The following is a 24871-nucleotide window of genomic DNA, read 5'->3' on the forward strand; positions in this document are numbered from 1 at the left end:
TTGATGGACTCGCAAAAAGTCCATCAACGCGCCCCGCGCGGGGCGCCCAAATCAATGACTAACACCGTAAGTCATTGATTTGTAAGGAAAGGGAAAACGACGCTTTTCCCTTTCCGTGGAGCAAAAAGTCCCGGATTGGACTTTTTGCGACTCTATCAAATTTGATCAACCGTCAATTTAATAAGTGATACGGGAAAGGCGGATTCAAGATGCGGCATGGCATATCAGGGAAAAAGTTCAACAGGACATCGTCACACAGGAAATCCATGTTCAGGAACATGGTCACCTCCCTCCTCCAGCACGAGAGGATCGTCACCACCGAGACCAAGGCCAAGGAGATCGGAAGGCTGACCGAGAAGATGATCACTCTCGGAAAACGGGAGGATCTTCACGCCAGGAGACAGGCCGTGGCGTATGTCAGAAGCAACGAGGTCGTCAAAAAACTTTTCACTGAATATGCCGAGCGTTACAAAAACCGCCAAGGCGGCTATACGAGGGTTATCAAGATGGACCCGCGGGCCGGGGACAACGCACCCATGGCCCTGGTGGAGCTGGTGGACAGGCCGATAAAAGAGGCCAAGGAGAAAAGTCCAAAGGTCAAAGGAAAGGCCAAAGCTGCGCCCAAGGCGAAGGCTGCCGCCAAGGCGAAGGAAGACAAGCCTGCCAAGAAGGCTCCTGCCAGGAAGAAGGACACCGACAAGAAAGCCGCAGCCAAGCCGAAAAAAGCGCCTGTCAAAAATGTGGCCGTAAAGAAGGACAAAAAGGACTGAGGATCCAGGTCCCTTTCAATGTCGAACTATGTGAAAAGCAAGGACCCGGGTCCTTGCTTTTTTTGTTTCAAATATAGCTCGGACCTGAATGCGGAACTAGGAGCCTGTCGGAGAACCTCCCTTTTTCTTAGCAGGGAGGGCACAGGCTCCCAGCACTTAGTACATAGAACTCAAATTGTGTCATTCCTCGAGATAAAAAACCTGTTCTACACCTACCCGGGAGGGATCCGGGCGGTGGACGGGCTCGACCTCACCGCGGAAAAAGGCGAATTCGTGGCCGTTATCGGCCCCAATGCCGCGGGTAAAAGCACCCTTGCCCTCCTCGTGAAAGGGATCCTTCAGCCCGATTCCGGATCAATAAGCCTGGGGGGGGCGATGGGGGATCCAGGCAGGGTTGACCCTAGGGTGGGACTTCTTTTTTCCAACCCTGAAAACCAGCTTGTTACCTCCATTGTCGAGGAGGATGTCGCTTTCGGCCTTGAGGTGGCAGCCCTGCCGCCCGCCGAGATCAGGCGGAAGGTGGAGTCTGTCCTTTCCGAGCTCGGTATCGAACACCTCCGGGACCGCATGCCCCACAAGCTTTCCGGAGGCGAGCAGCAGATGACTGCCCTCGCCGGGGTCATGGTCATGGAACCGGACCTCCTCATCCTGGACGAGCCCACAGCTTACCTGGACCCCGTCGCGAGGGCAGCCGTGATAAAGGCAGTCACCTCATTGGCGCGAAGGGGGACCGCGGTTATTCTGATCACGCACGATATCGCCCGGGCGGCCGGTGCCGACCGGGTGGTGGTTATGGACGGAGGAAAGGTTGCTCTTGAAGGTGCGCCCGGTGAACTTTTTGCGGCACTGCAACGGGCTCCAGGTCACGGGATCGAGATCCCGTTCACGATCAGGCTGGCCTCTGAACTGGATCGACTGGGGATCCCGGTACCGGTACCGGCGAACAACTCCTCGCTGAGCAGGGCCGTCACTCGAGCCATGGAAAGGACCGGTAAGCAGGCCGGACCCGACGGGACAGGTGTGGATCCTGACATCGTGGAGGACAGAGCCGCCCCTGGGGGACCGTCCGTACTCCGCATGGAGAAGGTCAACTTCAGTTACCGGATCCAGGACCGTGCAGCGTCCACCCTCCATGATATTGAAATCGACGTACCGGAAGGTTCCATCACCCTCCTCTGCGGTCCTAACGGGTCAGGGAAGAGCACCCTTTTGCAGTTGACAAACGGCCTCATCCACCCCGATGGAGGTCGGGTTCTTTTCAGGGGAAAAGAACTGGCTTTTCTGAGGCGTTCGAAGGGCGGCATTCCGATGCGTGTAGCACTGCTTTTCCAGAACCCGGAACGGCAGCTTTTCTGCGAGACCGTTTTCGAGGATGTCGCCTTCGGTCCCCGCAACCTGGGACTCGATCCCGGAGAAGTGGCCCGGCGGGTCACCAGGGCCCTCCGGTGGGTTGGCCTGGGAGAAGATCTGCTGAAAAGGTCCGTTCACTCCCTTTCCGGCGGTCAGATGAGGAGAGTGGCCATTGCCGGCGTTCTGGCCATGGAAACCGACCTCCTTGTCCTCGACGAACCCACCGATGGCCTCGATCCATCGGGAGTCCGGGAATTCTTTTCACAGGCCAGGCACTATTGCGAATCTACCGGTACGGCCATCCTCATGGCGACCCATGAAATTCCGGAGCAGGTCGCCATGGTGGACTTCCTCTGGTATCTCGACTACGGAAAGGTCCTTTCCTCCGGCACCCCCCTCGAGGTGCTGACAGGACCACACAGGACCGTTCCTGAAGCCTTCCTTCCTGACCACCTGGCTGTGAGACAGGAACTGGAGCGGAAAAATGTGCCGTTCGGCAGCGATGATATGTCTCCGGAGAGGGTGCTGGAGAAGATTCTGGCATTTTTGAGCCCGCCTCGAGATAAAATATAGCTCAAAAATAGCAGCTTTCGGCTGGAAGCCGAATGCTTAACCCGCCGATTTTCTTGAACTTTGCCACCAACCGTGATACCAAGGCAAGATCAACAATTTCTGATTCCATCCGTCTTCGCATTCAGCTGCGACGCTACAGGGATTCCGCATTCCAGAACCTTTTCATGCATCCTTGAAAGGAGAGGAAGATGATCACAAAGAAGATTCATCTTAGCGAAAGGGAGATCCCCAAGGCCTGGTACAATGTCCTCCCGGATATGCCCACAGCGCCCGCCCCCCCGCTTAACCCCGGAACCGGACAGCCCATAGGTCCCGAGGACCTCTCCCCGATCTTCCCCATGGGTCTTATCGAGCAGGAAGTCTCCCAGGAGAGGTGGATCGATATCCCGGAAGAGATCCTGGACATCTACAGGCTGTGGCGGCCCAGCCCTCTTTACCGCGCCTACCATCTCGAGGAGGTCCTCGGCACCCCGGCCAGGATCTATTACAAGTATGAGGGCGTCAGCCCCGCCGGAAGCCACAAGCCCAACACTTCCATCCCGCAGGCCTATTACAACATGAAGGAAGGGGTCAAGCGCATCGCCACCGAGACCGGCGCCGGTCAATGGGGAAGCGCCCTTTCCCTGGCCTGCCAGATGTTCGGTCTCGAGTGTACCATCTACATGGTCAAGGTCAGCTATCATCAAAAACCGTACCGCCGGTCCATGATGCAGGTCTGGGGCGGCGAGGTTATTCCCAGCCCTTCAGACAGAACCAACGCGGGGCGCAGTATCCTCGCAAAAGACCCGGACTCGCCCGGCAGCCTCGGAATGGCCATCAGCGAGGCCGTGGAAGATGCCGCTACCAGGGACGACACCAAGTACTCCCTAGGCAGCGTCCTTAACCACGTCCTCATGCACCAGTCCATCATCGGCCTGGAGGTCAAGGAGCAGCTCAAGAAGGTCGGGGAAAAGCCCAACGTCCTTATCGGCTGTTGCGGCGGCGGCAGCAATTTCGCGGGTCTGGCCTTCCCCTACATGCCCGAGAAACTGGCCGGTGAGGACATCCGGATGGTTGCCGTAGAACCCACCTCGTGCCCGACACTGACCAAGGGCGTGTACGCTTACGACTTCGGGGACACTGCCCAGATGACGCCCCTGATGCTCATGTACACCTTGGGGCACGACTTCGTTCCGCCCGGCATCCACGCTGGCGGCCTGAGGTACCACGCCGATTCCCCCCTGGTCAGCCAGCTGCACAAGGAGGGGATAGTGGAGGCGGTGGCCTACACCCAGAACCCCGTCTTCGAGGCGGCGCTCCAGTTCGCCCGTGTCGAGGGGATCATCCCCGCCCCGGAGTCGGCCCACGCGATCAAGGCGGCCTTCGACGAGGCTCTCCGCTGCAAGGAGGAAGGGAAGGAAGAGGTCATCGTTTTCAACCTCAGCGGTCACGGTCACTTCGACATGGGAGCCTACGATTCGTACCTCGCAGGCGACCTGTTGGATTACACTTACCCCGAAGAAATGATCGCCGAGTCGCTGAAAAAACTTCCAAAGGTCGAGGGGCGATAACAAGACATGGTTACCTGGTTCCGCCGCAGGCCGTCCGGCCCGGAAAGATCGGACCGTCGCAAGGTAACGGTCCCCGAAGGGCTGTGGATCAAGTGCAACAATTGCGGCGAGATCATCTACAGCAAGGAGATCGATCGTAACCTCAAGGTCTGCCCGAAGTGCGAATATCACTTCAGGATAACGGCCCGGGAGCGAATCAATCTCCTCGTGGACCCGGGAACCTTCGAGGAGTTCGACGCCCAGATCCACAGCGAGGATCCCCTCCAGTTCAAGGATTCCCTGAAATACCGGGACAGGATCAAGTCGGCGGTCAAGAAAACCTGGCTTGCCGACGCGGTCATCTCCGGCACGTGTACCCTGGACGGGGTCCCCGTTGTCCTCAACGTCTTTGACTTTTTCTTCATGGGCGGAAGCATGGGGTCCGTGGTGGGGGAAAAGATCACCCGGGCTATCGAGAAAGCCGTTGAGCTCAGGTGCGGCATCATCATAATCTCCTCCTCCGGCGGGGCTCGCATGCAGGAAGGTGCCCTTTCCCTGATGCAGATGGCCAAGACCAGCGCCGCTCTCGCCCGTTTGAGGCGGGAGCGGCTGCCTTTCATCTCGGTCCTCACCGACCCGACCACGGGTGGTGTAACAGCCAGTTTCGCCATGCTCGGTGACGTCAACCTGGCCGAACCAAAGGCGCTCATCGGTTTCGCGGGCCCCAGGGTCATTGAGCAGACGATCCGCCAGGAACTGCCCGAGGGGTTCCAGAGGTCGGAGTTCGTTCTCGAGCACGGGATGATCGACCGCATTGTCAACCGCAAGGAACTCAAGAAGACCATCGTCACACTCCTGAGGGCTTTCACAGCTCAATGAACCCCGAGCTGGCCCTTTACTACCTTGCCAGCCTAAACGAGTCCCGGATCAAGCCAGGCCTTGAGAGGATCGACGGTGTCCTGAAGAGCCTGGGTCATCCCCATAGAGAGTATCCCCACATGCTCGTTGCCGGAACCAACGGCAAGGGATCCGTGGTCGCCATGACCGGTGCCGTGCTTTCGGCTTCCGGGCTTGTAACGGGACGTTTCACATCTCCCCACCTGCACGGTTTTGCCGAGAGGATCGTGGTCGGTGAAAGACCGGTCACCCCCGACGAACTGACGGAGCTGGTTTGCGACGTCAGGGACACGGGTGTTGAGCTGACCTATTTTGAGTTCGCCACTGCCATGGCCCTGCTCCATTTCGCCCGGAGGAAAGTGGATGTGGCCATCCTGGAGGTCGGTCTCGGCGGACGGTGGGACGCCACCAACGTCACCGATCCTTTCCTGTCGGTCATCACGAGCGTGGACCTGGACCACGGAAAATGGCTCGGGTCCACTGTGGAGGAGGTGGCTGCCAACAAGGCTCCTGTCATGAGAGCCGGAAGGCGGGTGATCGTGGGGCCGGTCGTTCCCGAGGCCCGGGATGTTATCCTCCGGTATGCCGATAAGGCCGGTTCCGATGTCGTTCTTTTCGGCAGGGATTTTAACGCACGGTGGGAGGCCGGGGGGGAACCTGGTGGTCGGACCTTGCAATTTAACGGCAGGAAATGGAGTATGGGCAAGGTGACTCCCGGCCTTCCCGGACGGTTCCAGCTGGGTAACGCGGCGTGCGTCCTGGCCGCCGTTGAATCGATGGACGGGTCCGGGTGGTCCCTTGACATGGATGACGCGGTCCGGGGTCTGGGTGAAGCGCGCTGGCCTGGCCGTTTCCAGTGGGTACAGGGCAGGCCGCCTGTCCTGGTGGATGGGGCGCACAACCCGGCGGCTGTCCGGGCCCTGGTCGACTCCCTGGAAGGGATCGAGCCGGCGGTGTGGCTGGTTTCCGCTCTCGCTGACAAGGACCTGGGGGGGATGGCAGCCTGGATGGGGCGCCTGGGACGCCGTGTCGTCCTGGTCCCCCTGGATCACCCAAGGGCCGCGGGCGTACGCGAGATGGCCGGACAGTTTCCCGAGGGGTTCGAGGTACGGTCTGCCGAATCTGTCTCCCACGGGCTGAAGATGGCCAGGGAGTGGGCGGGAGAGTCCGGCACTGTCATCGCGGCAGGTTCGATCGTCCTGGCGGGGAAAGTGTTGGAAGAGCTGGGGAAACAGGAGCCAGAAGTTGAAGAAGGCATGTGTGGGGATAGTTCTATTGATTGTTTTTCTGGCCCCGCTTATGACGCGGGCCCAGGACCTGTCCAGGATCGACGTCTCGGCGGGTTCCATGCGAACCCTTGCGGACGGAACCGTTATCGCCGAGGGACAGGTCGTGGTTAATGGCGAGGGAGTGACGGTCAGGGCCGACTCCATGAGGTACGATCCCGGCTCGGACGTCATGCGCCTGTCGGGAAACGTGGTCATGGAGGAGAGCGGGGGAGGGGGGACCTTCACGGGAGACACCCTCGCCCTGAACCTGTCCGACCTGACCGGGGGGATCTCCCGGGGACAGATCATCATCGTCCCGAACGGTTTCAGGGTGCGGGGCGAGGACATCAAACGTACCGGACCTGAGGAGTACAGCATCCGCAAGGGTGTTTTCACAAGCTGTCCGGGTGACTGCCCCGACTGGTCTTTCACCGCCTCCGAGATCCTCGTCAGGAAGGAAGGATACCTGGAGGCCAGGCACGCCGCCTTCAGGATACTGGACATTCCCGTGTTCTACACGCCGTACCTCCTGTACCCTGTGAAAACCGACCGGCAGACCGGGATCCTCTTCCCCGATTTCAGGTTCTCCGACGAGACCGGCTTCGAGTCCTCCTGGCCGGTGTTCATCACCCTGGGGCCCTACGCCGACGTCACGTTGACCCCCAGGACCTTCAGCCGGGACGCCAACGGCCTTGGTCTCCAGGCGCGCTACCGTCTGGACCTGGGCGGCGGCGGGGATCTTTCCGGTTTCGCCATGGGCGGCGGGGATAATGACCGCTGGTACATCGCAGGTGACCATTCCAGCGCCCTGATGCCGGATCTCTGGCTGCGGGCGAGGTGGTACGATGCCGGCGATCCGGACGCTCCTTCCCTGTTCGGTCAATCGTTCCAGGAACGTTACCCGGGTTCTGTTTTCAGGCACGCTTCCCTGGAGTGGGATCCTGGACCGGTCGGGTTTACGGTTCAGACGAGCAGCCTTCTGCCCCTGGCCGTTTTGTCCAGGTCGGGCCCCTCTCCGGACAGGCGTTCGGCAGCCCTGGACCTGGGACCCGTGGATCTGGGACCTCTCAGGACCGGCATCGGTGTTCGACAGGTCCTGTTCGACGAGGATGGTGAAAGGACCCTGCTGGAACCCGCGGCGTCCCTGGTTTTCACGGGTCCCGGTCGTCTGGGCGGCGTGATCCATGCCCGGGCCCTGGTATCGGAGGAAGCCGAAGGGACCATCGAGGACAGGTCGCTCCTCTTCGAGATGACCCAGCGCCTGGCGCTGGAGGCGGCAGGGGAGTGGGGAAAGAGCCGGATCGGGTTCGATCTGACCCTGGCATCGGCCAGGGGGGCATCCTTTTCCGGCACCGTCGCCAGGGACGCGGAGGACCGGATCGAAAAGCGGCGGGTGATGTCGGGAAAGGTGACCCATCAACTGACCTCGGAGGGTTTGAACTGGGACCTTACCGTCGGGGCGTGGGAGGACACCGAACTGGAACTTGGCCGGACTTACGGTTTCACCAGGTTCTCCGCCTCCGGCTTTTACTTCGAAGCGTCCCGGAACCGGGACGCCGAGTACGGCCTGATCCTGCCTTCCATGGATGCGCGGACCGCGGCGATCAGGGGCTGGGAGAACCGGGCGGGATACGACTCGCCCCGGTTCGGCGTCGAGGTCGGGCGGATGTCGGCCGAAGGGTTCACGGAGACGCTGAAGGGCGGCAGCCATGTCATGCTCGGAAAGGTCCGGGTTGAAGGTCAGGCGCAGTACGACCTGGACACCGGGATCATGGCCGAAGAGAGCCTCACGGTCCAATTGCCGGGGCGGTGCTGGACCATCGGCCTGGGGCGGTCCAGGAACCCAGACCGCACCGACTGGCGCCTGAAGATGAGTCTGGAATTGTAGTTTACAGTTCACAGTTTACGGTTCACAGTGTGAACCCTGGAACATGGGGGCAACTTTGAGGCTTTTAGACTGTAAACCGTACTCTGAAAACCGGAAACCTGGCCCTCAAGGGCCACCCTTGACATGACAGCACCACTGTTCTACATTTTAGCGCCCTTCGGACTGGCCTTTGGCCTCTTCGCGGTATATCTTGTCGTTTCCATCTACCTCAAGGACCCTGCCAGACCCTTCAGGATGTTTATGTCTCCTCCGATAGATCCTGGGGAGGCGAGTGCAGAGTGCAGTGTGCAGAGTGCTGAGGAATCCCTGGAAGAGGAGAAGAGGGCCCTTCGACAAGGCTCAGGGCAGGGAAAAGGTGAAGAGGAGTAAATCAGTCCAATATCCAATTGTTTCCCCTTGGATTTTGGATTTTGGACCTTGGATCAATCTGGAATTTGAAATCTGGAATTTGGAATTGTCTTAATGAAGCAATCCCACATCCGCAACTTCTCCATCATCGCCCACATCGACCACGGGAAATCAACCCTGGCCGACCGTCTCCTCGAGGTCACCGGTGCCATGAGTCAGCGGGACATGAAAGAACAGGTCCTCGATTCCATGGACATCGAGCGTGAGCGGGGGATCACCATCAAGGCCCAGACCGCCAGGCTCGACTACATCGCAACCGACGGACAGCGTTATTCCCTGAACCTCATCGACACACCGGGGCACGTGGACTTTTCCTACGAGGTGTCCCGTTCCCTTTCGGCCTGCGAGGGGGCCCTCCTGGTGGTGGACGCTGTCCAGGGTGTGGAGGCCCAGACCATCGCCAACGCCTACCTGGCGGTGGAGCAGGACCTGGTCCTTGTCCCCGTGATCAACAAGATCGATCTGCCCAGCGCCGATCCCGAAAGGGTGAAAGGGCAGCTGGTCTCGATCCTCGGCATCGATCCCGAGGATGTCCTAGAGGTCAGCGCCAAGACCGGTGCCGGTATCAGCGATCTCCTGGAAGCCGTGGTGAAGCTGGTGCCGCCTCCCGTCGGAGATCCCGTCGGGCCTCTGCGGGCCCTCATCGTCGACTCGTGGTACGATACCTACGTGGGTGTGGTAGCGCTGGTAAGGATCTTCGACGGGGAGTTGAGATCCCGCACCATGATGAAGCTCATGGCCCAGGGAGGCACCTACGAGATCGGCGAGATCGGAACCTTCAGGCCGGCTGCCGTAAAGGAAAAACTCCTTCAGACCGGAGATGTCGGCTACATCGTGGCCGGCATCAAGGACCTGAAAAAGGTTCAGGTGGGCGACACCGTCACCATGGCTCAAAACCAGGCGTCCAAACCCCTCCCCGGCTTCAAGCGCGTCCGGCCCATGGTCTACGCCGGGCTGTACCCGGCCGCCAGCGAGGATTTCGCGCAGCTCAGGGAGGCCCTTGAAAAGCTCGTCTTAAACGACGCCTCCCTGACCTTCGAGCCGGAAACGTCCGAGGCCCTGGGGTTCGGTTTCAGGTGCGGGTTCCTGGGGATGCTGCACATGGAGGTGGTCCAGGAGCGCCTGGAAAGGCATTCCACCCTTGACCTGGTCACCACGGCCCCGACGGTGGTCTACAAGGTCCTCATGAAGGACGGGTCGTGGATCGAGGTGGACAACCCGGCCCGGCTGCCTGTGTCGGGGGATTACGACCAGATCCACGAGCCGTACGTCCGTACCACCATCATGGTCCCGGACACCTACCTCGGCGGGCTTTTGTCCCTTCTCACCGAGCGGCGGGGGCAGCAGAAGGGGCTCACGTACCTTGAGGACCGCAGGGTCATGCTGGAATACGACATCCCCCTGGCCGAGATCATTTTCGGTTTCTACGACCGGCTAAAGTCAACGAGCCGCGGCTACGCCTCCCTGGATTACGACCCCATCGGGTACCGTGTGGGAGACCTCATTAAACTGGACATCAGGGTCAACGGGGAGACGGTGGACGCCCTTTCCATCATCATCCCCCGGGAGAAAGCCTTCTACCGCGGCAGGGATCTGGCGGAGAAGATGAAGGAGCTCATTCCGCGCCAGATGTTCGAGGTGGTGATCCAGGCCGCCATCGGCAGCCGGATCATCTCCCGGGAGACGGTCAGGGCGCTCAGGAAGAACGTCCTTGCCAAGTGCTACGGCGGCGATGTCACCCGGAAGCGGAAGCTGCTTGAAAAACAGAAGGAAGGCAAGAAGAGGATGAAGAGCGTGGGGAGAGTGGAGATACCGCAGGAAGCGTTCATGGCTATCCTTAAAGTCGACTGAGTTCGTGTGTGCGTTAAGCGTGAAGCGTGGAGCGAAAGATCTTACGCTCGTACGCACGTACCCTCTACGCTAATACGTGCCTTGCACTCCCCTTTGGCTTTTCGAGTAAAATCGGATATTCTCATCATCGTTTTTCATATGGAACGAGATATAAGGCGTTTGCTAATCACAAATCACTAGTCACTAATCACCAATAATTATTAGGAGCACCCATTGTCCAAAGACAAGACAGCCATGGAAGACACCGTACAGATGGCCCCGGAGGGCGGCATGACCGGGGTCAAGGGGAGGGCCCGGGAGTATGCCGAGGCCATCGTGCTGGCTCTCATCCTCGCCCTTTTCATCCGGACCTTCGTGGTCCAGGCGTTCAAGATCCCCTCGCCCAGCATGGTTCCGACCCTCCTGGTGGGTGACCACATCCTGGTCAACAAGTTCCTTTACGGGTGGCGGGTGCCCTTTGGTGACGGGAGGATCTTTTCCCTGCGCGAGCCTGCGCGCGGGGACGTCATCGTGTTCAAGTACCCCAGGGACCGCAAGATGGATTTCATCAAGAGGTGCATCGCCGTGGAGGGGGAGACGGTGGAGGTGAAGGAAAAGGAGATCCTCATCGACGGGAAGCCTGTGGACGACCCACACGCCGTTTTCTACGACGACGAGGGATCGTTCCTGAAGGGCCGCGACACCTTCGGACCGGTCACCGTCCCCGAAGGGAAGATGTTCGTCATGGGGGACAACCGGGACAACTCCAACGACAGCCGGTTCTGGGGGTTCGTGGATGTGAAGGACGTCAAGGGCAAGGCCATGGTGATCTACTGGTCGTGGAACAAGGCCAAGAGGTGGCCACGCTTCGACCGCATCGGCGACGGCATCGATTGATGCGGTACGCTAAAGCACATCATCTGCAATCTCCCTCTCCCCACCGTGGGAGAGGGCCGGGGTGAGGGGGAGATTATTCTTCACCCTCCCCTCGATCCCCTCCCCTCAAGGGAGGGGAAGAATATGGAAATTGACGTTCGTAGCCTCGGAGTACCTATAAGAGAACGCAGAACACACCCTTCGACGAGGCTCCCACCTTCGCTAAAGCTATGATGGGCAAGCAGGGCAGGGAACGCAGAACGCAGGAGAAGATCAAAAGCTGATTCGCCGTAAAAGTTCGCGCTGAATTTTGGTCTCACATCTCAAATCCCACCTAAAAAATATTTTTCTGCGGCCATCTGGTGCGCCAGAGCTTTCAGTTTCTTGCTGTAAGCAGTTGGCTCCAGACTGCTTTCCCCTTACACTGGTTTTATGATCTCCTCGGAACCCGGAACCCGGAACGCGGAACTCGGAACCGAAAACCAGATTGCCGAAGATCATTGCAATCTGGTTTTTTCTCCAGGTCCTCCTCAACATCGTCATTGCCACCTACCTCTTCCTCCACCCGCCTGATGAACCGCCTTCCTGGTTCGATCGCCTGGACCTCACGGTCAATACCGGGATCAACCTGGCCCTAGGAGCCTGTCGGAGAACCCCATGCAGGCTCCTGGATATAGTTTTTCGGAAATAGCATTTAGACCGAAAAGAACAAATATATGGCACATTTGGTAATTCACTGGAGTTATTCACCGGTTTAATGCTCCTGCTTTCAAGAAAAGACCCAAAAAAGAGCTTTCCGAAAAACTTACAGCAGCGTGTCAAGAGGTTTTCCGACACGCTGCTAGGAACAATTCAGGGATAAAGCTATCCCCCGAACAAGCGTTCCCACCAGCCGAGCTTGACCTTCGCCGTCATCTCCAGGCGGGTCAATCCCTCGTCGATGACCGTCTCCCACGGGTAGTCCCAGGTGGCGGTTTTTCCCTCCACCACCGCCCCGGGGGCCTCAACAATCGAACCGGGTAAGGTCACGGAGAAGGTGACCCCCCGGTACCCTTCCATGTCCTTGCGGGCGTCCACCTTGTCCTGCTCCGTAGGTGCGCCCTCCCCGGTCTCGTAGAGCATGGTAAACACCTTCAACGGACCCACTCGCTCCCAGGTGTAAGACCACATCCCCGTGGACAGGACGCTCACGTCGGAAAAGGAGTAGATCGCCTCCTCGAACACGCGGTAATCCTCCACCCAGTTTGCGCATTGAACGACCTCGGCCCCGTGGATCTTCTCAAAGCCCAGTTCGGAGTTAGCGCACTTTGCCCTGGCCCGGCTCTCGACCTTCTCCGCCGCACCGCTAAAAGTGATCTGCTCGTGCTCGATGAGGGTCTTGATGGTCCCGGAACCGTCCTTTCCCAGGGTGACGTGCTGGGAGTAAGAGTAACAGCCTGCGAGCAGGCTGAGTGCTAAGAGAAGGGTGCTAAGTGCTAAGTGAGAACGCATCCGCCTTCGCATAAAGCTACGGCGGACGTGGAAAACACCCTTCGGCCAAGCTCAGGGCAGGAAACGTAGAACGCAGAAAAAAACGCATGGGAACTCTTTTAAATGGGCTAAGTATTTCGAACCAGGTACTGGAAGCTAAGATCCCCTACCAGCGATTTTGTTGCGTCTGTCATTGCGAGTCACGCCGACTTGTCGCGGCGTAGTCACGCCTTTTGCGTGACGAAGACGGATGGCGTGACGAAGCAATCCCGGGATCGCTTCACGCAGTTTCCGGTTCGCGATGACAAACGTTTGATTTCAGTTTGCGGCAATCAGCTTACAGCAGAGATCTTTTCACCTTCCACCCTTCGGCAGGCTTCCGACTTCGCTCTGGCGAGCTACGACGGACAGCCAGGGCCTTCGGCTTTCCACTTTGCACTCGATCTTCTCCTCCTTTCCCCTGCGTCCCCGCGTCCCCGCGTCATGATCCGCGGTTACGTAGATGGTATAGAAAACGCCTGCAAATACCTCGTATCATTTTAACTTCTGCACTGTTTGGCTCCGCCCGGTTCACGAACTCCCTGAGCACCATCATCATGTGATCCGCGTTGTCCTCCCAGAGGAACCCCGTCTCGGTGAGAAGCTCCTGGATATGCCCGTACATCCCCTGCACATCCTCGAAGGAGGCGGACTCCGGCGCTCCGGCGGCGGCCGGCTCAGGGGATGCGGTGATAAGCAGGGTGTAAAGGGTAAGAGCCACCGCGTGGGACAGGTTGAAGCTCTCGACTTCGCCTGCCGTGGGAAGGGTGACGGTGGCGTGGCACAGGGTCAGGGCCTCGTTGGAAAGGCCGTGGTCCTCGGGGCCGAACAGGATGGCGGCCTTTTCCGTGGCGGCCCGTTGAAGGATGCCGGGGGCCGCCTGGGCCACCTCCTGGAGATCCCGGTACTTGCGGTCACGACTTGTGGTGCCTACGAGGTACCGGGAGCCTGAGAGGCTGATGGCCTCTTCCAGTGTCGATGTAACGGGAGCGTTTTCAAGGATGGGAACGGCGGCCACGGCAAGCTTTCGGGCCGCTTCCCAATCGGAGGTCTTGGGTTCGGATATGATAAGGTGCTCGAAACCGAGGTTGGCCATGGCCCGTGCGGTGGCCCCGAGGTTCTCGGGAATGCCCGTCCGGTGGAGGATGACGCTGAAGTTACTCTGAAATTTTGGGATGTCCCGGGGGACGCCCGGTTCTTGGGCCACGCCTTCTCCTCCTCCGCGGTTTGGGCCTTTGCCCCTGCCGGAGCCCCTGTGGTTTCCTGTCCCCGGCGCTTCTGGGGTTATCACTCCTGGGCTTTTCGCCGCGGAGCTCTTCCCACTCACGGATCAGATCCCGACCCTTGTCGTCCCCTGCCGCGGCGATGGCGAAGAGGGTGAAGGCGTCTTCGAAATAGGCTTTTCTCAGGATGGTGCGGGGTTTGAACCGGCCATCTTTCAGGCCGAAGAGGCGAGGCTGGGCGGCGAGGACCTGGCGGGCGAGGTCCTGGACCTTCCGGGGCACCTGGATCCGTTTGCAGGCGGGGGAGATGGTGTCACGCGCAAGGCCGGCATGGTCTTCGCCGGGGCTGCCCCTGTGGACGAATTCAAACAGGGGATAAAACAGGCAGGACATGATGAGCCACGGTTCAAGGGTCTGACCGGCCCTGAACCGCTTGTCCATCCTGGACAGAATGGAGGTGTAAGGTTCGATCCCCTCCATGCGGATGTGCTGGTCGATCTGGGGGAACAGGTGGGAGATCAGGCCGCTGTCCACAAGGCGTTCCATGGCCCGGGCAGCGGTGCCTCTCCCCATCATCCGGACGATCTCCTCGAGGATCCTGGGCACGGCCCCTTCCCATATCATCTCCCCTTTGGACCGGATCAGCCGGTCGCTTTCCGGGTCCAGGGAAAAATCGAGAAGGGCCGCGAACCTCACTCCCCGCAGCATGCGGATGGGATCCTCCAGGAACCGGAGTTTCGGATCGCCGATGCAGCGGACAACCCCTTTCTTCAGGTCCTCGAGCCCCCCCATGTAGTCGATGATCGAGAAATCGGCGATATTGTAGAACAGGGCATTAACGGTAAAATCCCGCCGGAAGGCATCCTCCCCGGGGGTCCCGAAAGTGTTGTCGGAGGTAATGCGCCCGTCTTCGGTGCTGAAATCGGAGATGGTCCTGAAGGTGGAAACTTCGATGATCTTCCCGCCCTTGAAGTAGATGTGGGCCAGGCGGAACCGTCGGCCGATGAGCCTGCAGTTGGAGAACAGCTTCCTTACCTCGTTGGGATGGGCCGAGGTGCTGATGTCGAAATCCTTGGGCTGGTTTCCGAGGAGAAGGTCCCTGACACCGCCCCCCACCAGGTACGCGATGTGTCCCTGCCGGTGGAGACGATAAAGAACTTTGAGGGCATCCGGGTCGATTCGGGAACGGGACAGGCCGTGTTCGGCGCGTCCGATGACCTTCGGTTCCGGAACAGGTGATAATTTCTCAAAAGGTGTAGACATCGCCACCTTATTAGGGGGAATGAGAAATTATGTCAAGGATGCCAGATCCCTGGCATCCTTGACATAATTTCTCATATGGAAAAAATCCAGACAGGTCCGGAAGAGTCGGGTAACGTGTTACTGAGGGGGAACCATACCCGAAATCCGCCGATTGAACCCCTCCGGTCGGGGTCCCGGCATCGATCAACAGTTCCTGACGCCGCCCGGACCCGTTCTTCGGACCGGGACCGAAAAAACGGCCTGTCAGGTATCCCGACCGGGGCAGAACAAAACCAATCGCGGGTTTCGGGTCTCCCTCCTCCCTGTATCGCATTGACACCAGCCGGTTCGTGGTTATTTTTCTCTTCTGAGATAGGAAGCCTTCATTTTAGTACTTAGGGAAACCCCCCGGCTTTGCCGGGGGTACATGACTAATCTTTACGGACAGTTGATGACCTTATGCAAAAAGCCCGACAGGACTTTTGCGATGCTATCAGTAGTCAAGGAGGAAGACGACAATGGCGAAAGTGATCGGGATCGATCTGGGGACGACCAACTCGGCCGTCGCGGTGATGGAGGGTGGAAGCCCCAAGATCATCCCCAATGAGGAAGGCGGGCGGACGACACCGTCGGTTGTGGCCTTTACCAAGGACAATGAGCGCCTGGTGGGCCAGGTGGCCAAGAGGCAGTCAGTGACCAACCCTGTGAACACCGTCTATTCCATAAAGCGGTTCATGGGGCGGCGTTACAATGAGGTCGAGGAGGAGAGAAGGATCGTCCCCTACAAAGTGGTCAAGGACGGTTCCGGCAACGCAGTGGTGGACATCGACGGAAAGAACTATACGCCGCCCGAGATCTCGGCCATGACGCTCCAGAAACTCAAGAAAGCCGCGGAAGATTACCTGGGCCAGAAGGTCACCCAGGCCGTTATCACGGTTCCGGCCTACTTTAACGACAGCCAGCGCCAGGCGACCAAGGACGCCGGCAAGATCGCCGGGCTCGAGGTCCTGCGGATCGTCAACGAACCCACCGCCGCTGCCCTGGCCTACGGCCTGGACAAGAAGAAGGACGAGAAGATCGCCGTTTACGATTTTGGCGGGGGAACCTTCGATATCTCCATCCTCGAGGTCTGGGAAAACGGGGTCGAGGTCAAGAGCACCAACGGGGACACCCACCTGGGCGGGGACAACCTCGACCAGGTCGTCATTGACTATCTCGTGACCGAGTTCAAGAAGGACCAGGGGATCGATCTTTCCGGTGATCCCATGGCCATGCAGAGGCTTAAGGAGGCCGCCGAGAAGGCCAAGATCGAACTGTCCTCCACCCAGGAAACAGACATCAACCTGCCTTTCATCACTGCTGACCAGAGCGGTCCGAAACACCTGAACATCAAGCTCACCCGCTCCAAGCTGGAGCAGATGATCGGAGATCTGGTCAAGAAAACGGTGGACCCGTGCAAGAAAGCGTTAAAGGATGCGGGCCTCAAGCCCGCGGACATCGACGAGGTCGTGCTGGTGGGCGGGTCCACCAGGATCCCCCTTGTCCAGAAGACGGTACAGGACCTGTTCGGCAAGGAGCCCCACAAGGGGGTCAACCCCGACGAGGTCGTGGCCCTGGGCGCTGCTGTGCAGGCCGGCGTTCTTTCCGGCGAGGTGGACGATATCGTGCTGCTGGACGTGACTCCCCTTTCCATGGGTATCGAGACCCTTGGCGGCGTGATGACAGCCCTCATAAAACGCAACACGACCATTCCCCACAATGTGTCGGAGACGTTCACCACCGCAGAGGACAACCAGACCCAGGTGGAGATCCACGTTCTCCAGGGTGAAAGGCAGATGGCGGTGGACAACCGGACACTCGGCAAGTTCCACCTGGTCGGCCTCCCGCCGGCGCCGCGGGGCATGCCCAAGGTCCAGGTGACCTTCGATATCGATGCCAACGGTATTGTCCACGTTTCCGCCAAGGACACGGCTACCGGCAAGGAGCAGTCCATCAAGATAGAAGCCTCCAGCGGTCTTTCTGAAGAAGAGATCAAAAAGATGGTGACGGACGCCGAATCTCACAGCGAGGAAGACAGGAAGAACAAGGAAACGGTGGAAGTGCGCAACAGACTCGATTCCCTCATCTACGAGGTGAACAAAAACCTCAAGGAGAACAGGGACAAGATCGGTGAGGAGGAGGCGAAAAACATCGATGAGGCCCTCGAAAAAGGCCGTGAGGTCATGAAGGGGAACGACAAGGAGGCGATCGAAAGTTCCATCGAGACCATCAGCCAGGCTTCCCACAAACTGGCCGAGGTGCTCTACCAGGCCGCCCAGGAAAAGAGCGGTTCTGAAGGTGAGGCGGCTGGAACCGAAGCCCCGGCCGACGATGACGTTGTGGACGCTGAATACACCGACGCGGAAGAGGCGGAGAAATAGATAATAGACAGGGCGAGGGGGCGACTGAGCGACTAAGCGCCTGGAGTTTGCACCCAAAATCCGCAGAGCGTGATGAGTGACTGCAAGACGGGCCCGGGGGTGATAAGTGTCCTCCGTGCCCGTTTTTATGCTAAAGACAGCCTGTAGCTGCCAGCCACAGGCAAAAAACGGCACGTTAGCCACCACAGAGGGAACTTTGAGATCAGTAACCATAATAAAGGCGTTGTTCACCGGCGGCATCAGGAAAAGGACCAGTTCCCTGTCAATGATCGTTTTCCTGGCGATGCTGCCAACTGTGGTCTTTGCCGGCGTCAGCGACCGGGAGGTCGCGGTGGGAGATCTCCTTCCCGCACAGGTCCTGGAGCTGAAAGATGGAAACCGGTTCAACGTGCCCTCCGGGGAAGGGGTAACGGTTGTCCTGTTCTGGGCTACCTGGAGCCCGCGTTCCGCACCAGCTCTCGAGCTCTGGCATCGTTTCTCGGCCGCCTACCCGGATGAGCCCCTTCGCGTCGTCACAGTGAACTCTGAAAAGGACGGACTCGGTTCTACGGACCGGGCCGCCATCGACAGCTATGTCGAGGAGAACGGCGTCACCCTTCCCGTACACATCGACGAGGGTCTCGTGCTTTTCAATACCTACGCGGTCAAGGCCGTCCCCACCGTGTTCTTCCTTGACCGGATCGGTAAAGTTCTTTACAGGTATGCCGGTTTCCCCACCAGTGCGCCCCTGGATCTCCAGGAGGAACTGGAGATCAGGCTCGGCCTCCGGAAGCGGCAGACGGATCAGGAGGCCGCCTCCCGTGGAAAGCTGGCATACCAGCCGAAAAACAACGGGCTCCTCTACTACAATATGGCCGTGCAGCTGAAGAAAAAGGGGTTTCCCATGAAGGCCCGCCAGAGGCTGTTGAAGGCGTTGGAGCGGGACCCCGAATACCTGGATCCGCTGCTGGCCCTCGAGGAGGATTTTTTCGCCGAGGGCAGGACCCCGGATTCGGAAAAGGCCCTGGGCGTGTTTCTCCTCGATAACGGTTTCACCGAACTTTCGAAACGGTACAGCGGGGGCAGATGACCCCCTGCCCCCCCCGGTCAGCCGATCGTTTTACGCAGCGTGACACGCTTCAGAAAGATCAGCTTTTCCTTCCCCGGAGGGGAACCACCCAGAACCGGAAACCGGTTTTGGTTTTTCATTTCCTTTAAATGGTGATAAATTCAAATATTGTTTTACTGTGTGAAATTATTCTTTACCTGAGAGGTCAATGATGGTGGGTTTCATTCGAAAATCGGCACTGCTGATGACAGTGGTGATCATATCCACGCTGGCAGTCCCGGCCATCGGGCAGCCTGAAAGGGGCATCGAAGTGGGCCAGGGGATCGGGCCGCGGGAGATGAGGACCATCGAGCGGGAAAAGATCAATGTCCCCGATCCCGAGGGGCTCACCGTGGTCGTCTTCTGGGCCACCTGGAGCCCGCGGTCCGCGAAAGCGCTGGAGCTCTGGCAGCGTTTTGGCGCCCGGTACGCCGGGCACGGTGTCCGGGTGATCACGGTCAACGCCGACAACCAGGATATGGGCCGGGAAGATGAGATCAGGATCCGGGATTACCTCGCTGAGAACAGCCTCTCCCTCCCGGTCATCATGGATGCCCGGCTCGATCTTTTTAACGAGATCGGGGTCATCGTCCTTCCGACATCCCTGTTTTTCAAGCCGGACGGGACCCTGGACTACAAGTACCCGGGTTTCCCTTCCAGCGCGGAACTGGATCTCCAGGAGGACCTGGAGAGCAGGCTTGGGATAGCGAAGGAACCCACACAGGAAGAGGCCGCCAGCCGCGGCAAGCTGGCTTACCAGCCGAGGAACAACGCGCTTTTGTTCTTCAACATGGGTAAAATGCTCCACCGGAAAGGGTTCCCCGAAAAAGCCAGGGCCAAATATGTCGAGGCTCTGCAGAAGGATCCCGGGTACGCTGATCCGCTCCGCGCTCTTGAGGGTCTTTTCTTTGCCGAGGGAAGGACGCCCGAAGCCCAAGAGCAGCTCCGGAGCTTCCTGACGGCAAACGGTCTTGAAGGGGTCATTGAAAAGATCAGCCAGGGGGAGACCGGGCAAAAGGCAGCCGTGGCCGCCACCCCCGGTTCACCGCCGAAGGCTGAGACTGAAAAAGAGATCAGCCCCATGGAGCGTATGAGGCTGCTGATGGAGAAAGAAAACTGAGGCCTTGCCCCAGTTTTCTGAATATGGAATAGAGAAGTGGGGAGGTGGAATAGAACCTGCGCATTTCCTCTCCCTTCCCTATTCCTCATTCCCTCTTCCGGATTCTGTTTTTTGAAGCAGTCCCTTTTCCGATCGGTTAACAGGAGAGGCCAACCAGGATGAATCTTGTGAAAAAGTCAACTCTGTTCATCGCAGTGGTGATCATATCCACGCTGGCAGTCCCGGCCATCGGGCAGCCTGAAAGAGGCATCGAAGTGGGCCAGGGGATCGGGCCGCGGGAGATGAGGACCATCGAGCGGGAAAAGATCAATGTCCCCGATCCCGAGGGGCTCACCGTGGTCGTCTTCTGGGCCACCTGGAGCCCGCGGTCCGCGAAAGCGCTGGAGCTCTGGCAGCGCTTTGGCGCCCGGTACGACGGGCATGGTGTCCAGGTGATCACGGTCAACGCCGACAACCAGGATATGGGTCCGGAAGATGAGATCAGGATCCGGGATTACCTCGCCGGGAACAGCCTCTCCCTCCCGGTCATCATGGATGCCCGGCTCGAGCTGTTTAACGAGATCGGGGTCGTCGTTTTTCCCACCACCATGTTCTTCAAGCCGGACGGGACCCTGGACTACAGGTATCCAGGTTTCCCTTCCAGCGCGGAACTGGATCTCCAGGAGGAACTGGAGAGCAGGCTTGGGATAGCAAAGGAACCAGCCGAGGAAGGTGATATTGATCGCGGCAAACTGGCCTACCAGCCGAAAAACAACGCTCTTCTCTTTTACAGCATGGGCAGACGGGTCCATGAGAAAGGGTTCCCCGAAAAAGCCAGGGCCAAATATGTAGAGGCACTGCAGAAGGATCCCGAGTACGCTGATCCGCTCCGCGCTCTCGAGGGTCTTTTCTTTGCCGATGGAAGGACGCCCGAAGCCCAAGAGCAGCTCCGGAGCTTCCTGACGGCAAGCGGTCTTGAAGGGGTCATTGAAAAGATCAGCCAGGGGGAGACCGGGCAAAAGGCAGCCCCGGCGTACACCTCCGATGCGCCGGCGAAGGCTGAGACTGAAAAAGAGATCAGTCCCATGGAGCGTATGAGGCTGCTGATGGAGGGTAAAGAGTAGACAGTTCACAGTTTACTGTAGACAGTTAAGTACTGTTCACCGTGAACCGTATACTGTAAACTTCTCCCATGGTTATCGCCGAGATCAGCGTTGTGCCCCTGGGCACGGGAACTCCGAGCCTGAGCCGCTACGTGGCCGGGTGCGTCGAGGTTCTCCAGGAAACCGGTATCCGATACACCCTTACCCCAATGGGAACCATCCTGGAGGGCACCCTGGAGGAGGTTCTCGAGGTGGTGAGGCTCCTGCACCGTGTTCCTTTCAACAAGGGTGTCGAGCGGGTGTCGACACGCCTTGTCATCGACGAGCGAAGGGATAAGGATGCCTCTGCGGGCGATAAAGTAAGATCTGTCGAGAGCCGTCTGGCCAGTAAAAAGAAATGATCCCGGGAGCCTGTCGGGGCATCCCTGGCATCACGCCATCCGTCTTCACAGCGTATCGAGGTATTCCGGCACGCTGTCTTGACTTGCACCTATGACGGTGCTATCACGTGGTTTCCGTAACACCGGCAGGTGAACAACGGAAACCACGTTGCGCGATTAGCTCAGATGGATAGAGCGTTGCCCTCCGGAGGCAAAGGCCGCAGGTTCGAATCCTGCATCGCGCGCCATGCAAAAAAGGAAGCCGTCCTTCATGGGCGGCTTTCTTTTTTGCACTGATATCTGCGATACAGGGTGAGAACCTGATGACCGTAGGTCAAGACATCCTGGCGTCAGGCAGCATCAGCGCCGCCGGGGAACTTGACGGCCGGCACCGATATCGTAGGGACCCGGATCCTCTTGAGGACCTTGTGGGCCACGTCCCCCATGAAGGTGTGTTCCGTCAGCCCCTTGCCGTGGGTCCCGATGATCAGCATGTCGGCATGGTCAGAAAGCGCGAAGGTGCACAGAATAGTCGGTTTATCCGATTAATGCGTACCTGAGTGGTGTCACTTAAAGGCCCGGAAGAGCATTAACCACGGAGGCATCCCTCGACAAGCTCCTTTCGATCACGCCTGTGGCGTGACTAAGGCAGGCAGGGCAGGCGGAGGACACGGAGAGGGACACAAATCATGGGATAACCTGCTCCGTCATTCCGGGCAGAGCGAGGCGATGACCCGGAATCCAGCAACGCTTGTCTTCGCGAGCTGACACCTGGGCGAAGCGATCTCGGTTCCTGTAAAGGCGGCGAGAGCGGATTAACAGCAGCTCAGCCATTCTCAGGCTGAACCACCCTTCCCCTCGGCAGGCTCCGTTCGACTAGGCTCACGCCAAGCGGGACAGGCGGCAAGCTCTGGGCAGGCAGGGTAACACAGGAAACCTTTGAGCCCTGAGATCTGAGATTTGAGATCTGAGATTCGGGTACTGAGATCTGAGATTCCAATCCTGAGTCACGCCGCGGGCGTGATCGAAGGGTGAAAAAATTCCCTCGCTCCCTTGCCCCGGGCTCTCCATCTCCTGTGGAATCCGTTTGTCTGCTCGGGGGAGGGCATTTTCAAAAAACGAATACCCTCGGCATGCAACTGGCCGTCATCCTCACAGAGCAGCTGGGGGGGGGAGATCAATAAAGTTTTTCGGCCCACGCGAAGAATGACGCCTGCCGACCTGGCAAAACATGCATCTTTTTAAAGGCACGCCCATTTTAATGCGGTCCCGTGGACATATCCATCGGCGTTGAAATCGGTGTCGAATCTTGGACTTGCCTTCCATCTTTTGCTATCGTTCTGTCTGGTTACTGGTTACTGGTTACTGGTTACTGGTTACTGATCACTGATCACTGATCACTGATCACTGATTACTGAATCGGAGATTCCCCCCTATGGCCAAACTCATCGTCATGTTCAACGAAAAGGTCATCCGCGAGGTCCACGTGGGCAACGAGCCCGTTAAGGTGGGGCGCGACCCGTCCAACCAGATCAAGCTGGACAACCCGGCGGTGTCCCGGTTCCACGCCGAGATCTACCGGCAGGGGTATCCCTTCTTCGTGGAGGACAAGAACAGCACCAACGGGGTGTTCGTCAATGACCTGAAAGTGAGCTGGAAGCAGGGGATCAAGGAGGGCGACCGGATCACGGTGGGGAAGCACACCCTTTTGTTCAGGGCGGATCCCACCGACTACGGTGAGGGGAAGAACGTGAGCCTCGCGGACATCGACGGGACGATCGCCCTGGACTCATCGAAGGCAGGGAAGAAGAGATAAACAGAGTCTAGTGTCTAGGATCTGGTGTCTGGAAAAAACCTGGACCTGGACGTAGTCCGAGTCTGAAGATAATCCATGAGTCTTTCTTCCGGTACCAGGTCTAAGACCATGTCCAGGACTCGAATTTTCCCTTGGATTTCGGACCTTGGATCTTGGATTAACTTCGGAATCTGGAGTTGATCGTTGCCCGGCAGAGACAATCACAAATCCCTGAAAAAGCTAGCCAAGGCCGAGGCGAAGGCGGCCAAGAAGGGGTCCGTAACTGCCGGGGTCACCGCTCCTTCGTCCGTCCAGCCTGTGCCCGTGCCAGCCGGCGGCAAAACCCCCGCTGAGCGCTCTGCGGAGGCGGCGGAAAAGCAGCTGCAGCTTCACCGGTGGAAGGTGATCTTCGGGGCCCTGAGCGTCCTGATTGCCCTGGTATCACTAATTACCCTTTTGCTGAAGGGATAATCAGCCAGTTCAAAGAGCAAAGAGCGAAGCTCGAAGGAAAGCGTCTGCCTTCGTTCTTCGTACTTTGCGCTTCGCGCTATCTTTTTACAGCCCCCTGTACCCTCCTGTTTCTCAAACCTTTAATGATCAGCCAGATTCCCAATCCTGTAACAACAACTGAGAAATACTGGCCCGGCGTGAAACCCAGGTACAGGCGGTCGTCGACACGAAGGCTGTCGAAGAAGAAGCGGACCGGGGCATAGAGAAGGAAGACCAGGGCGATGTGGAAGGCGCGGAAGGGACGGTAGTTCCGTAGAGTGTAGAGCGTAATGGCGATAACTGCAGTCCAGAGGACCTCGTAGAATCCGAGGTTGTGCCGGACCACCCCTGCTCCGTCCGCCATGCCGAGGAAAAAACCGGTCCTGCGTCCCGGATGATCGAAAGCCGTGGTGCACCCCATGCGAGCCACGACCCAGGCCGGGACGAAGCCGAAGAGCATCGCTTCCAGGTAGGGAAGGGGCGGTATTCCCTTCCTTTTCAGGTAAAGCCATCCTCCGAAAGTACCCCCGAAAAAACCTCCGTAAGAGGAGATCCCTTTCCATACCATTACGAGAAGAAGGGGGTTTTCCCTTACCAGGTCATGGTTGTACAGGATGGCCCAGAACAGGTGGGAGATGACGAATCCGATGCCGACGGCCCACAGACCGGCGTCGGCAAGGGTCTGGGTGTCCAGAGCGGTCCGCTTCGCCCTCCGCAGGGCCAACTGGTAGCCAAGGAGAATGGCCACGGCCACGAAGGCCCCGAAGGGGTGGATCTTCAGGGGGCCGATGATCGTGATGGTGGGCAGGGTGAGGTTTGGGAGCATTCCTGTCGACAGTCCTGACTGGTGATGGTCACCGGTTTACCAAATGTTGGCAGGACACGGCGACGCGGTGACACGGGGACGCGGAGAGAAGAACTTTTTCTCCGTGTCTCCCCCTCCCCCCATCTCCGTGTCCATATGTTTTCCCGTTTTTCGCTGAATTGCCTTTCGAAAAACTTAAGCCAGGAGTCTGTCAGAGAACCTCCCTGTTTTTTAACAGGGAGGGCACAGACTCCTAGCCCGGACTATTCACGAGGTTCTTTTCCGTTCCGGCGGCGTTGCTGAGTCGTTCGCTTGTGCGGAATACTAAAG

22 protein-coding genes and 1 tRNA gene are annotated in these 24871 nt (G+C 58.6%); 18 read left to right on the forward strand and 5 right to left on the reverse strand.

The window, feature by feature from the left end:
• The first annotated feature begins 209 nt into the window (after positions 1–209).
• From rplQ to P1S46_02410, 10 genes are all read left to right on the forward strand, one after another.
• Positions 210–770, forward strand: a complete 561-nt coding sequence (gene rplQ, locus P1S46_02365; GenBank protein MDF1535329.1) for a 50S ribosomal protein L17 — start codon at positions 210–212, stop codon at positions 768–770.
• 177 nt (positions 771–947) lie between these two features.
• On the forward strand, positions 948–2693 hold the full coding sequence (locus P1S46_02370) for an energy-coupling factor transporter ATPase (GenBank protein ID MDF1535330.1): 1746 nt from the start codon (positions 948–950) through the stop codon (positions 2691–2693).
• Between the two features lie 188 nt (positions 2694–2881).
• Positions 2882–4243: a TrpB-like pyridoxal phosphate-dependent enzyme gene (locus tag P1S46_02375; protein ID MDF1535331.1), complete on the forward strand. Its 1362-nt coding sequence runs from the start codon at positions 2882–2884 to the stop codon at positions 4241–4243.
• Between the two features lie 6 nt (positions 4244–4249).
• Positions 4250–5101, forward strand: coding sequence for an acetyl-CoA carboxylase, carboxyltransferase subunit beta (gene accD / locus P1S46_02380; GenBank protein ID MDF1535332.1), 852 nt, complete (start codon positions 4250–4252; stop codon positions 5099–5101).
• On the forward strand, positions 5098–6519 hold the full coding sequence (locus P1S46_02385; protein MDF1535333.1) for a bifunctional folylpolyglutamate synthase/dihydrofolate synthase: 1422 nt from the start codon (positions 5098–5100) through the stop codon (positions 6517–6519). The genes accD and P1S46_02385 overlap by 4 nt, the downstream gene beginning before the upstream one ends.
• A complete protein-coding gene (locus P1S46_02390) occupies positions 6467–8275 on the forward strand; it encodes a putative LPS assembly protein LptD (protein MDF1535334.1) in 1809 nt (602 codons plus the stop codon). Before P1S46_02385 ends, P1S46_02390 begins: the two co-directional genes overlap by 53 nt.
• Before the next feature lie 123 nt (positions 8276–8398).
• Positions 8399–8644 carry a hypothetical protein gene (locus P1S46_02395; GenBank protein ID MDF1535335.1) on the forward strand — a complete coding sequence of 82 codons (246 nt, stop codon included), beginning with the start codon at positions 8399–8401 and terminating at the stop codon, positions 8642–8644.
• Between the two features lie 93 nt (positions 8645–8737).
• Complete coding sequence (gene lepA / locus P1S46_02400; protein MDF1535336.1) at positions 8738–10534, forward strand: translation elongation factor 4; 1797 nt, start codon at positions 8738–8740, stop codon at positions 10532–10534.
• A 270-nt stretch (positions 10535–10804) separates the two neighbouring features.
• Entirely contained in the window at positions 10805–11410 is a 606-nt protein-coding gene (gene lepB, locus P1S46_02405; GenBank protein ID MDF1535337.1) for a signal peptidase I, read from the forward strand.
• A gap of 466 nt (positions 11411–11876) precedes the next feature.
• Positions 11877–12080 carry a hypothetical protein gene (locus tag P1S46_02410; GenBank protein MDF1535338.1) on the forward strand — a complete coding sequence of 68 codons (204 nt, stop codon included), beginning with the start codon at positions 11877–11879 and terminating at the stop codon, positions 12078–12080.
• Positions 12081–12253: 173 nt separating this feature from the next.
• Here P1S46_02410 and P1S46_02415 read toward each other — a convergent pair whose 3' ends face one another.
• The 3 genes from P1S46_02415 to pcnB all read right to left on the reverse strand — a co-directional run bounded on the left by P1S46_02415 (position 12254) and on the right by pcnB (position 15384).
• On the reverse strand, positions 12254–12880 hold the full coding sequence (locus P1S46_02415; GenBank protein ID MDF1535339.1) for a hypothetical protein: 627 nt from the start codon (positions 12878–12880) through the stop codon (positions 12254–12256).
• 460 nt (positions 12881–13340) lie between these two features.
• Positions 13341–14105: a TrmH family RNA methyltransferase gene (locus tag P1S46_02420; protein ID MDF1535340.1), complete on the reverse strand. Its 765-nt coding sequence runs from the start codon at positions 14103–14105 to the stop codon at positions 13341–13343.
• Entirely contained in the window at positions 14056–15384 is a 1329-nt protein-coding gene (gene pcnB, locus P1S46_02425; protein MDF1535341.1) for a polynucleotide adenylyltransferase PcnB, read from the reverse strand. The genes P1S46_02420 and pcnB overlap by 50 nt, the downstream gene beginning before the upstream one ends.
• A gap of 497 nt (positions 15385–15881) precedes the next feature.
• On the opposite strand from pcnB, the gene dnaK reads away from it, so the two are divergent.
• From dnaK to P1S46_02455, 6 genes are all read left to right on the forward strand, one after another.
• On the forward strand, positions 15882–17783 hold the full coding sequence (dnaK, locus tag P1S46_02430; protein MDF1535342.1) for a molecular chaperone DnaK: 1902 nt from the start codon (positions 15882–15884) through the stop codon (positions 17781–17783).
• Between the two features lie 196 nt (positions 17784–17979).
• On the forward strand, positions 17980–18852 hold the full coding sequence (locus P1S46_02435; protein MDF1535343.1) for a redoxin family protein: 873 nt from the start codon (positions 17980–17982) through the stop codon (positions 18850–18852).
• Between the two features lie 187 nt (positions 18853–19039).
• Positions 19040–19990: a redoxin domain-containing protein gene (locus tag P1S46_02440; protein ID MDF1535344.1), complete on the forward strand. Its 951-nt coding sequence runs from the start codon at positions 19040–19042 to the stop codon at positions 19988–19990.
• A gap of 167 nt (positions 19991–20157) precedes the next feature.
• A complete protein-coding gene (locus P1S46_02445) occupies positions 20158–21093 on the forward strand; it encodes a redoxin domain-containing protein (protein ID MDF1535345.1) in 936 nt (311 codons plus the stop codon).
• Positions 21094–21161: 68 nt separating this feature from the next.
• Positions 21162–21473 (forward strand): MTH1187 family thiamine-binding protein, encoded by a 312-nt coding sequence (locus P1S46_02450; protein ID MDF1535346.1) that lies wholly within the window; start codon positions 21162–21164, stop codon positions 21471–21473.
• 150 nt (positions 21474–21623) lie between these two features.
• Positions 21624–21700 (forward strand) — tRNA-Arg (locus P1S46_02455).
• Positions 21701–21802: 102 nt separating this feature from the next.
• Here the strand turns inward: P1S46_02455 and P1S46_02460 are convergent.
• Positions 21803–21979: a universal stress protein gene (locus P1S46_02460; GenBank protein ID MDF1535347.1), complete on the reverse strand. Its 177-nt coding sequence runs from the start codon at positions 21977–21979 to the stop codon at positions 21803–21805.
• Between the two features lie 908 nt (positions 21980–22887).
• Between P1S46_02460 and P1S46_02465 the strand changes: the two genes are divergently transcribed.
• Both P1S46_02465 and P1S46_02470 read left to right on the forward strand, forming a co-directional pair.
• A complete protein-coding gene (locus tag P1S46_02465) occupies positions 22888–23268 on the forward strand; it encodes an FHA domain-containing protein (protein MDF1535348.1) in 381 nt (126 codons plus the stop codon).
• A 183-nt stretch (positions 23269–23451) separates the two neighbouring features.
• The gene (locus P1S46_02470; protein MDF1535349.1) at positions 23452–23718 is read left to right on the forward strand and encodes a hypothetical protein; all 267 of its coding nucleotides are present in this window, start codon (positions 23452–23454) and stop codon (positions 23716–23718) included.
• 76 nt (positions 23719–23794) lie between these two features.
• On the opposite strand, the gene P1S46_02475 is transcribed toward P1S46_02470, so the two are convergent.
• A complete protein-coding gene (locus tag P1S46_02475; GenBank protein MDF1535350.1) occupies positions 23795–24562 on the reverse strand; it encodes a prolipoprotein diacylglyceryl transferase in 768 nt (255 codons plus the stop codon).
• Positions 24563–24871: the final 309 nt, after the last annotated feature.

It is taken from the genome of bacterium (genome assembly GCA_029210545.1).
In the GTDB taxonomy this organism is placed as follows: Bacteria; BMS3Abin14; BMS3Abin14; order BMS3Abin14; family BMS3Abin14; genus JARGFV01.

Bases quoted from the DNA above. Each gene is read 5' to 3' on its own strand.
- P1S46_02415 (MDF1535339.1), bottom strand. From the start codon at position 12,880: ATGCGTTCTCACTTAGCACTTAGCACCCTTCTCTTAGCACTCAGCCTG.
- P1S46_02390 (MDF1535334.1), top strand. From the start codon at position 6,467: ATGCGAACCCTTGCGGACGGAACCGTTATCGCCGAGGGACAGGTCGTG.
- P1S46_02450 (MDF1535346.1), top strand. From the start codon at position 21,162: ATGGTTATCGCCGAGATCAGCGTTGTGCCCCTGGGCACGGGAACTCCG.
- rplQ (MDF1535329.1), top strand. From the start codon at position 210: ATGCGGCATGGCATATCAGGGAAAAAGTTCAACAGGACATCGTCACAC.
- lepA (MDF1535336.1), top strand. From the start codon at position 8,738: ATGAAGCAATCCCACATCCGCAACTTCTCCATCATCGCCCACATCGAC.
- P1S46_02385 (MDF1535333.1), top strand. From the start codon at position 5,098: ATGAACCCCGAGCTGGCCCTTTACTACCTTGCCAGCCTAAACGAGTCC.
- dnaK (MDF1535342.1), top strand. From the start codon at position 15,882: ATGGCGAAAGTGATCGGGATCGATCTGGGGACGACCAACTCGGCCGTC.
- accD (MDF1535332.1), top strand. From the start codon at position 4,250: ATGGTTACCTGGTTCCGCCGCAGGCCGTCCGGCCCGGAAAGATCGGAC.
- P1S46_02375 (MDF1535331.1), top strand. From the start codon at position 2,882: ATGATCACAAAGAAGATTCATCTTAGCGAAAGGGAGATCCCCAAGGCC.
- P1S46_02465 (MDF1535348.1), top strand. From the start codon at position 22,888: ATGGCCAAACTCATCGTCATGTTCAACGAAAAGGTCATCCGCGAGGTC.
- lepB (MDF1535337.1), top strand. From the start codon at position 10,805: ATGACCGGGGTCAAGGGGAGGGCCCGGGAGTATGCCGAGGCCATCGTG.
- P1S46_02395 (MDF1535335.1), top strand. From the start codon at position 8,399: ATGACAGCACCACTGTTCTACATTTTAGCGCCCTTCGGACTGGCCTTT.
- P1S46_02440 (MDF1535344.1), top strand. From the start codon at position 19,040: ATGATGGTGGGTTTCATTCGAAAATCGGCACTGCTGATGACAGTGGTG.
- pcnB (MDF1535341.1), bottom strand. From the start codon at position 15,384: ATGTCTACACCTTTTGAGAAATTATCACCTGTTCCGGAACCGAAGGTC.
- P1S46_02475 (MDF1535350.1), bottom strand. From the start codon at position 24,562: ATGCTCCCAAACCTCACCCTGCCCACCATCACGATCATCGGCCCCCTG.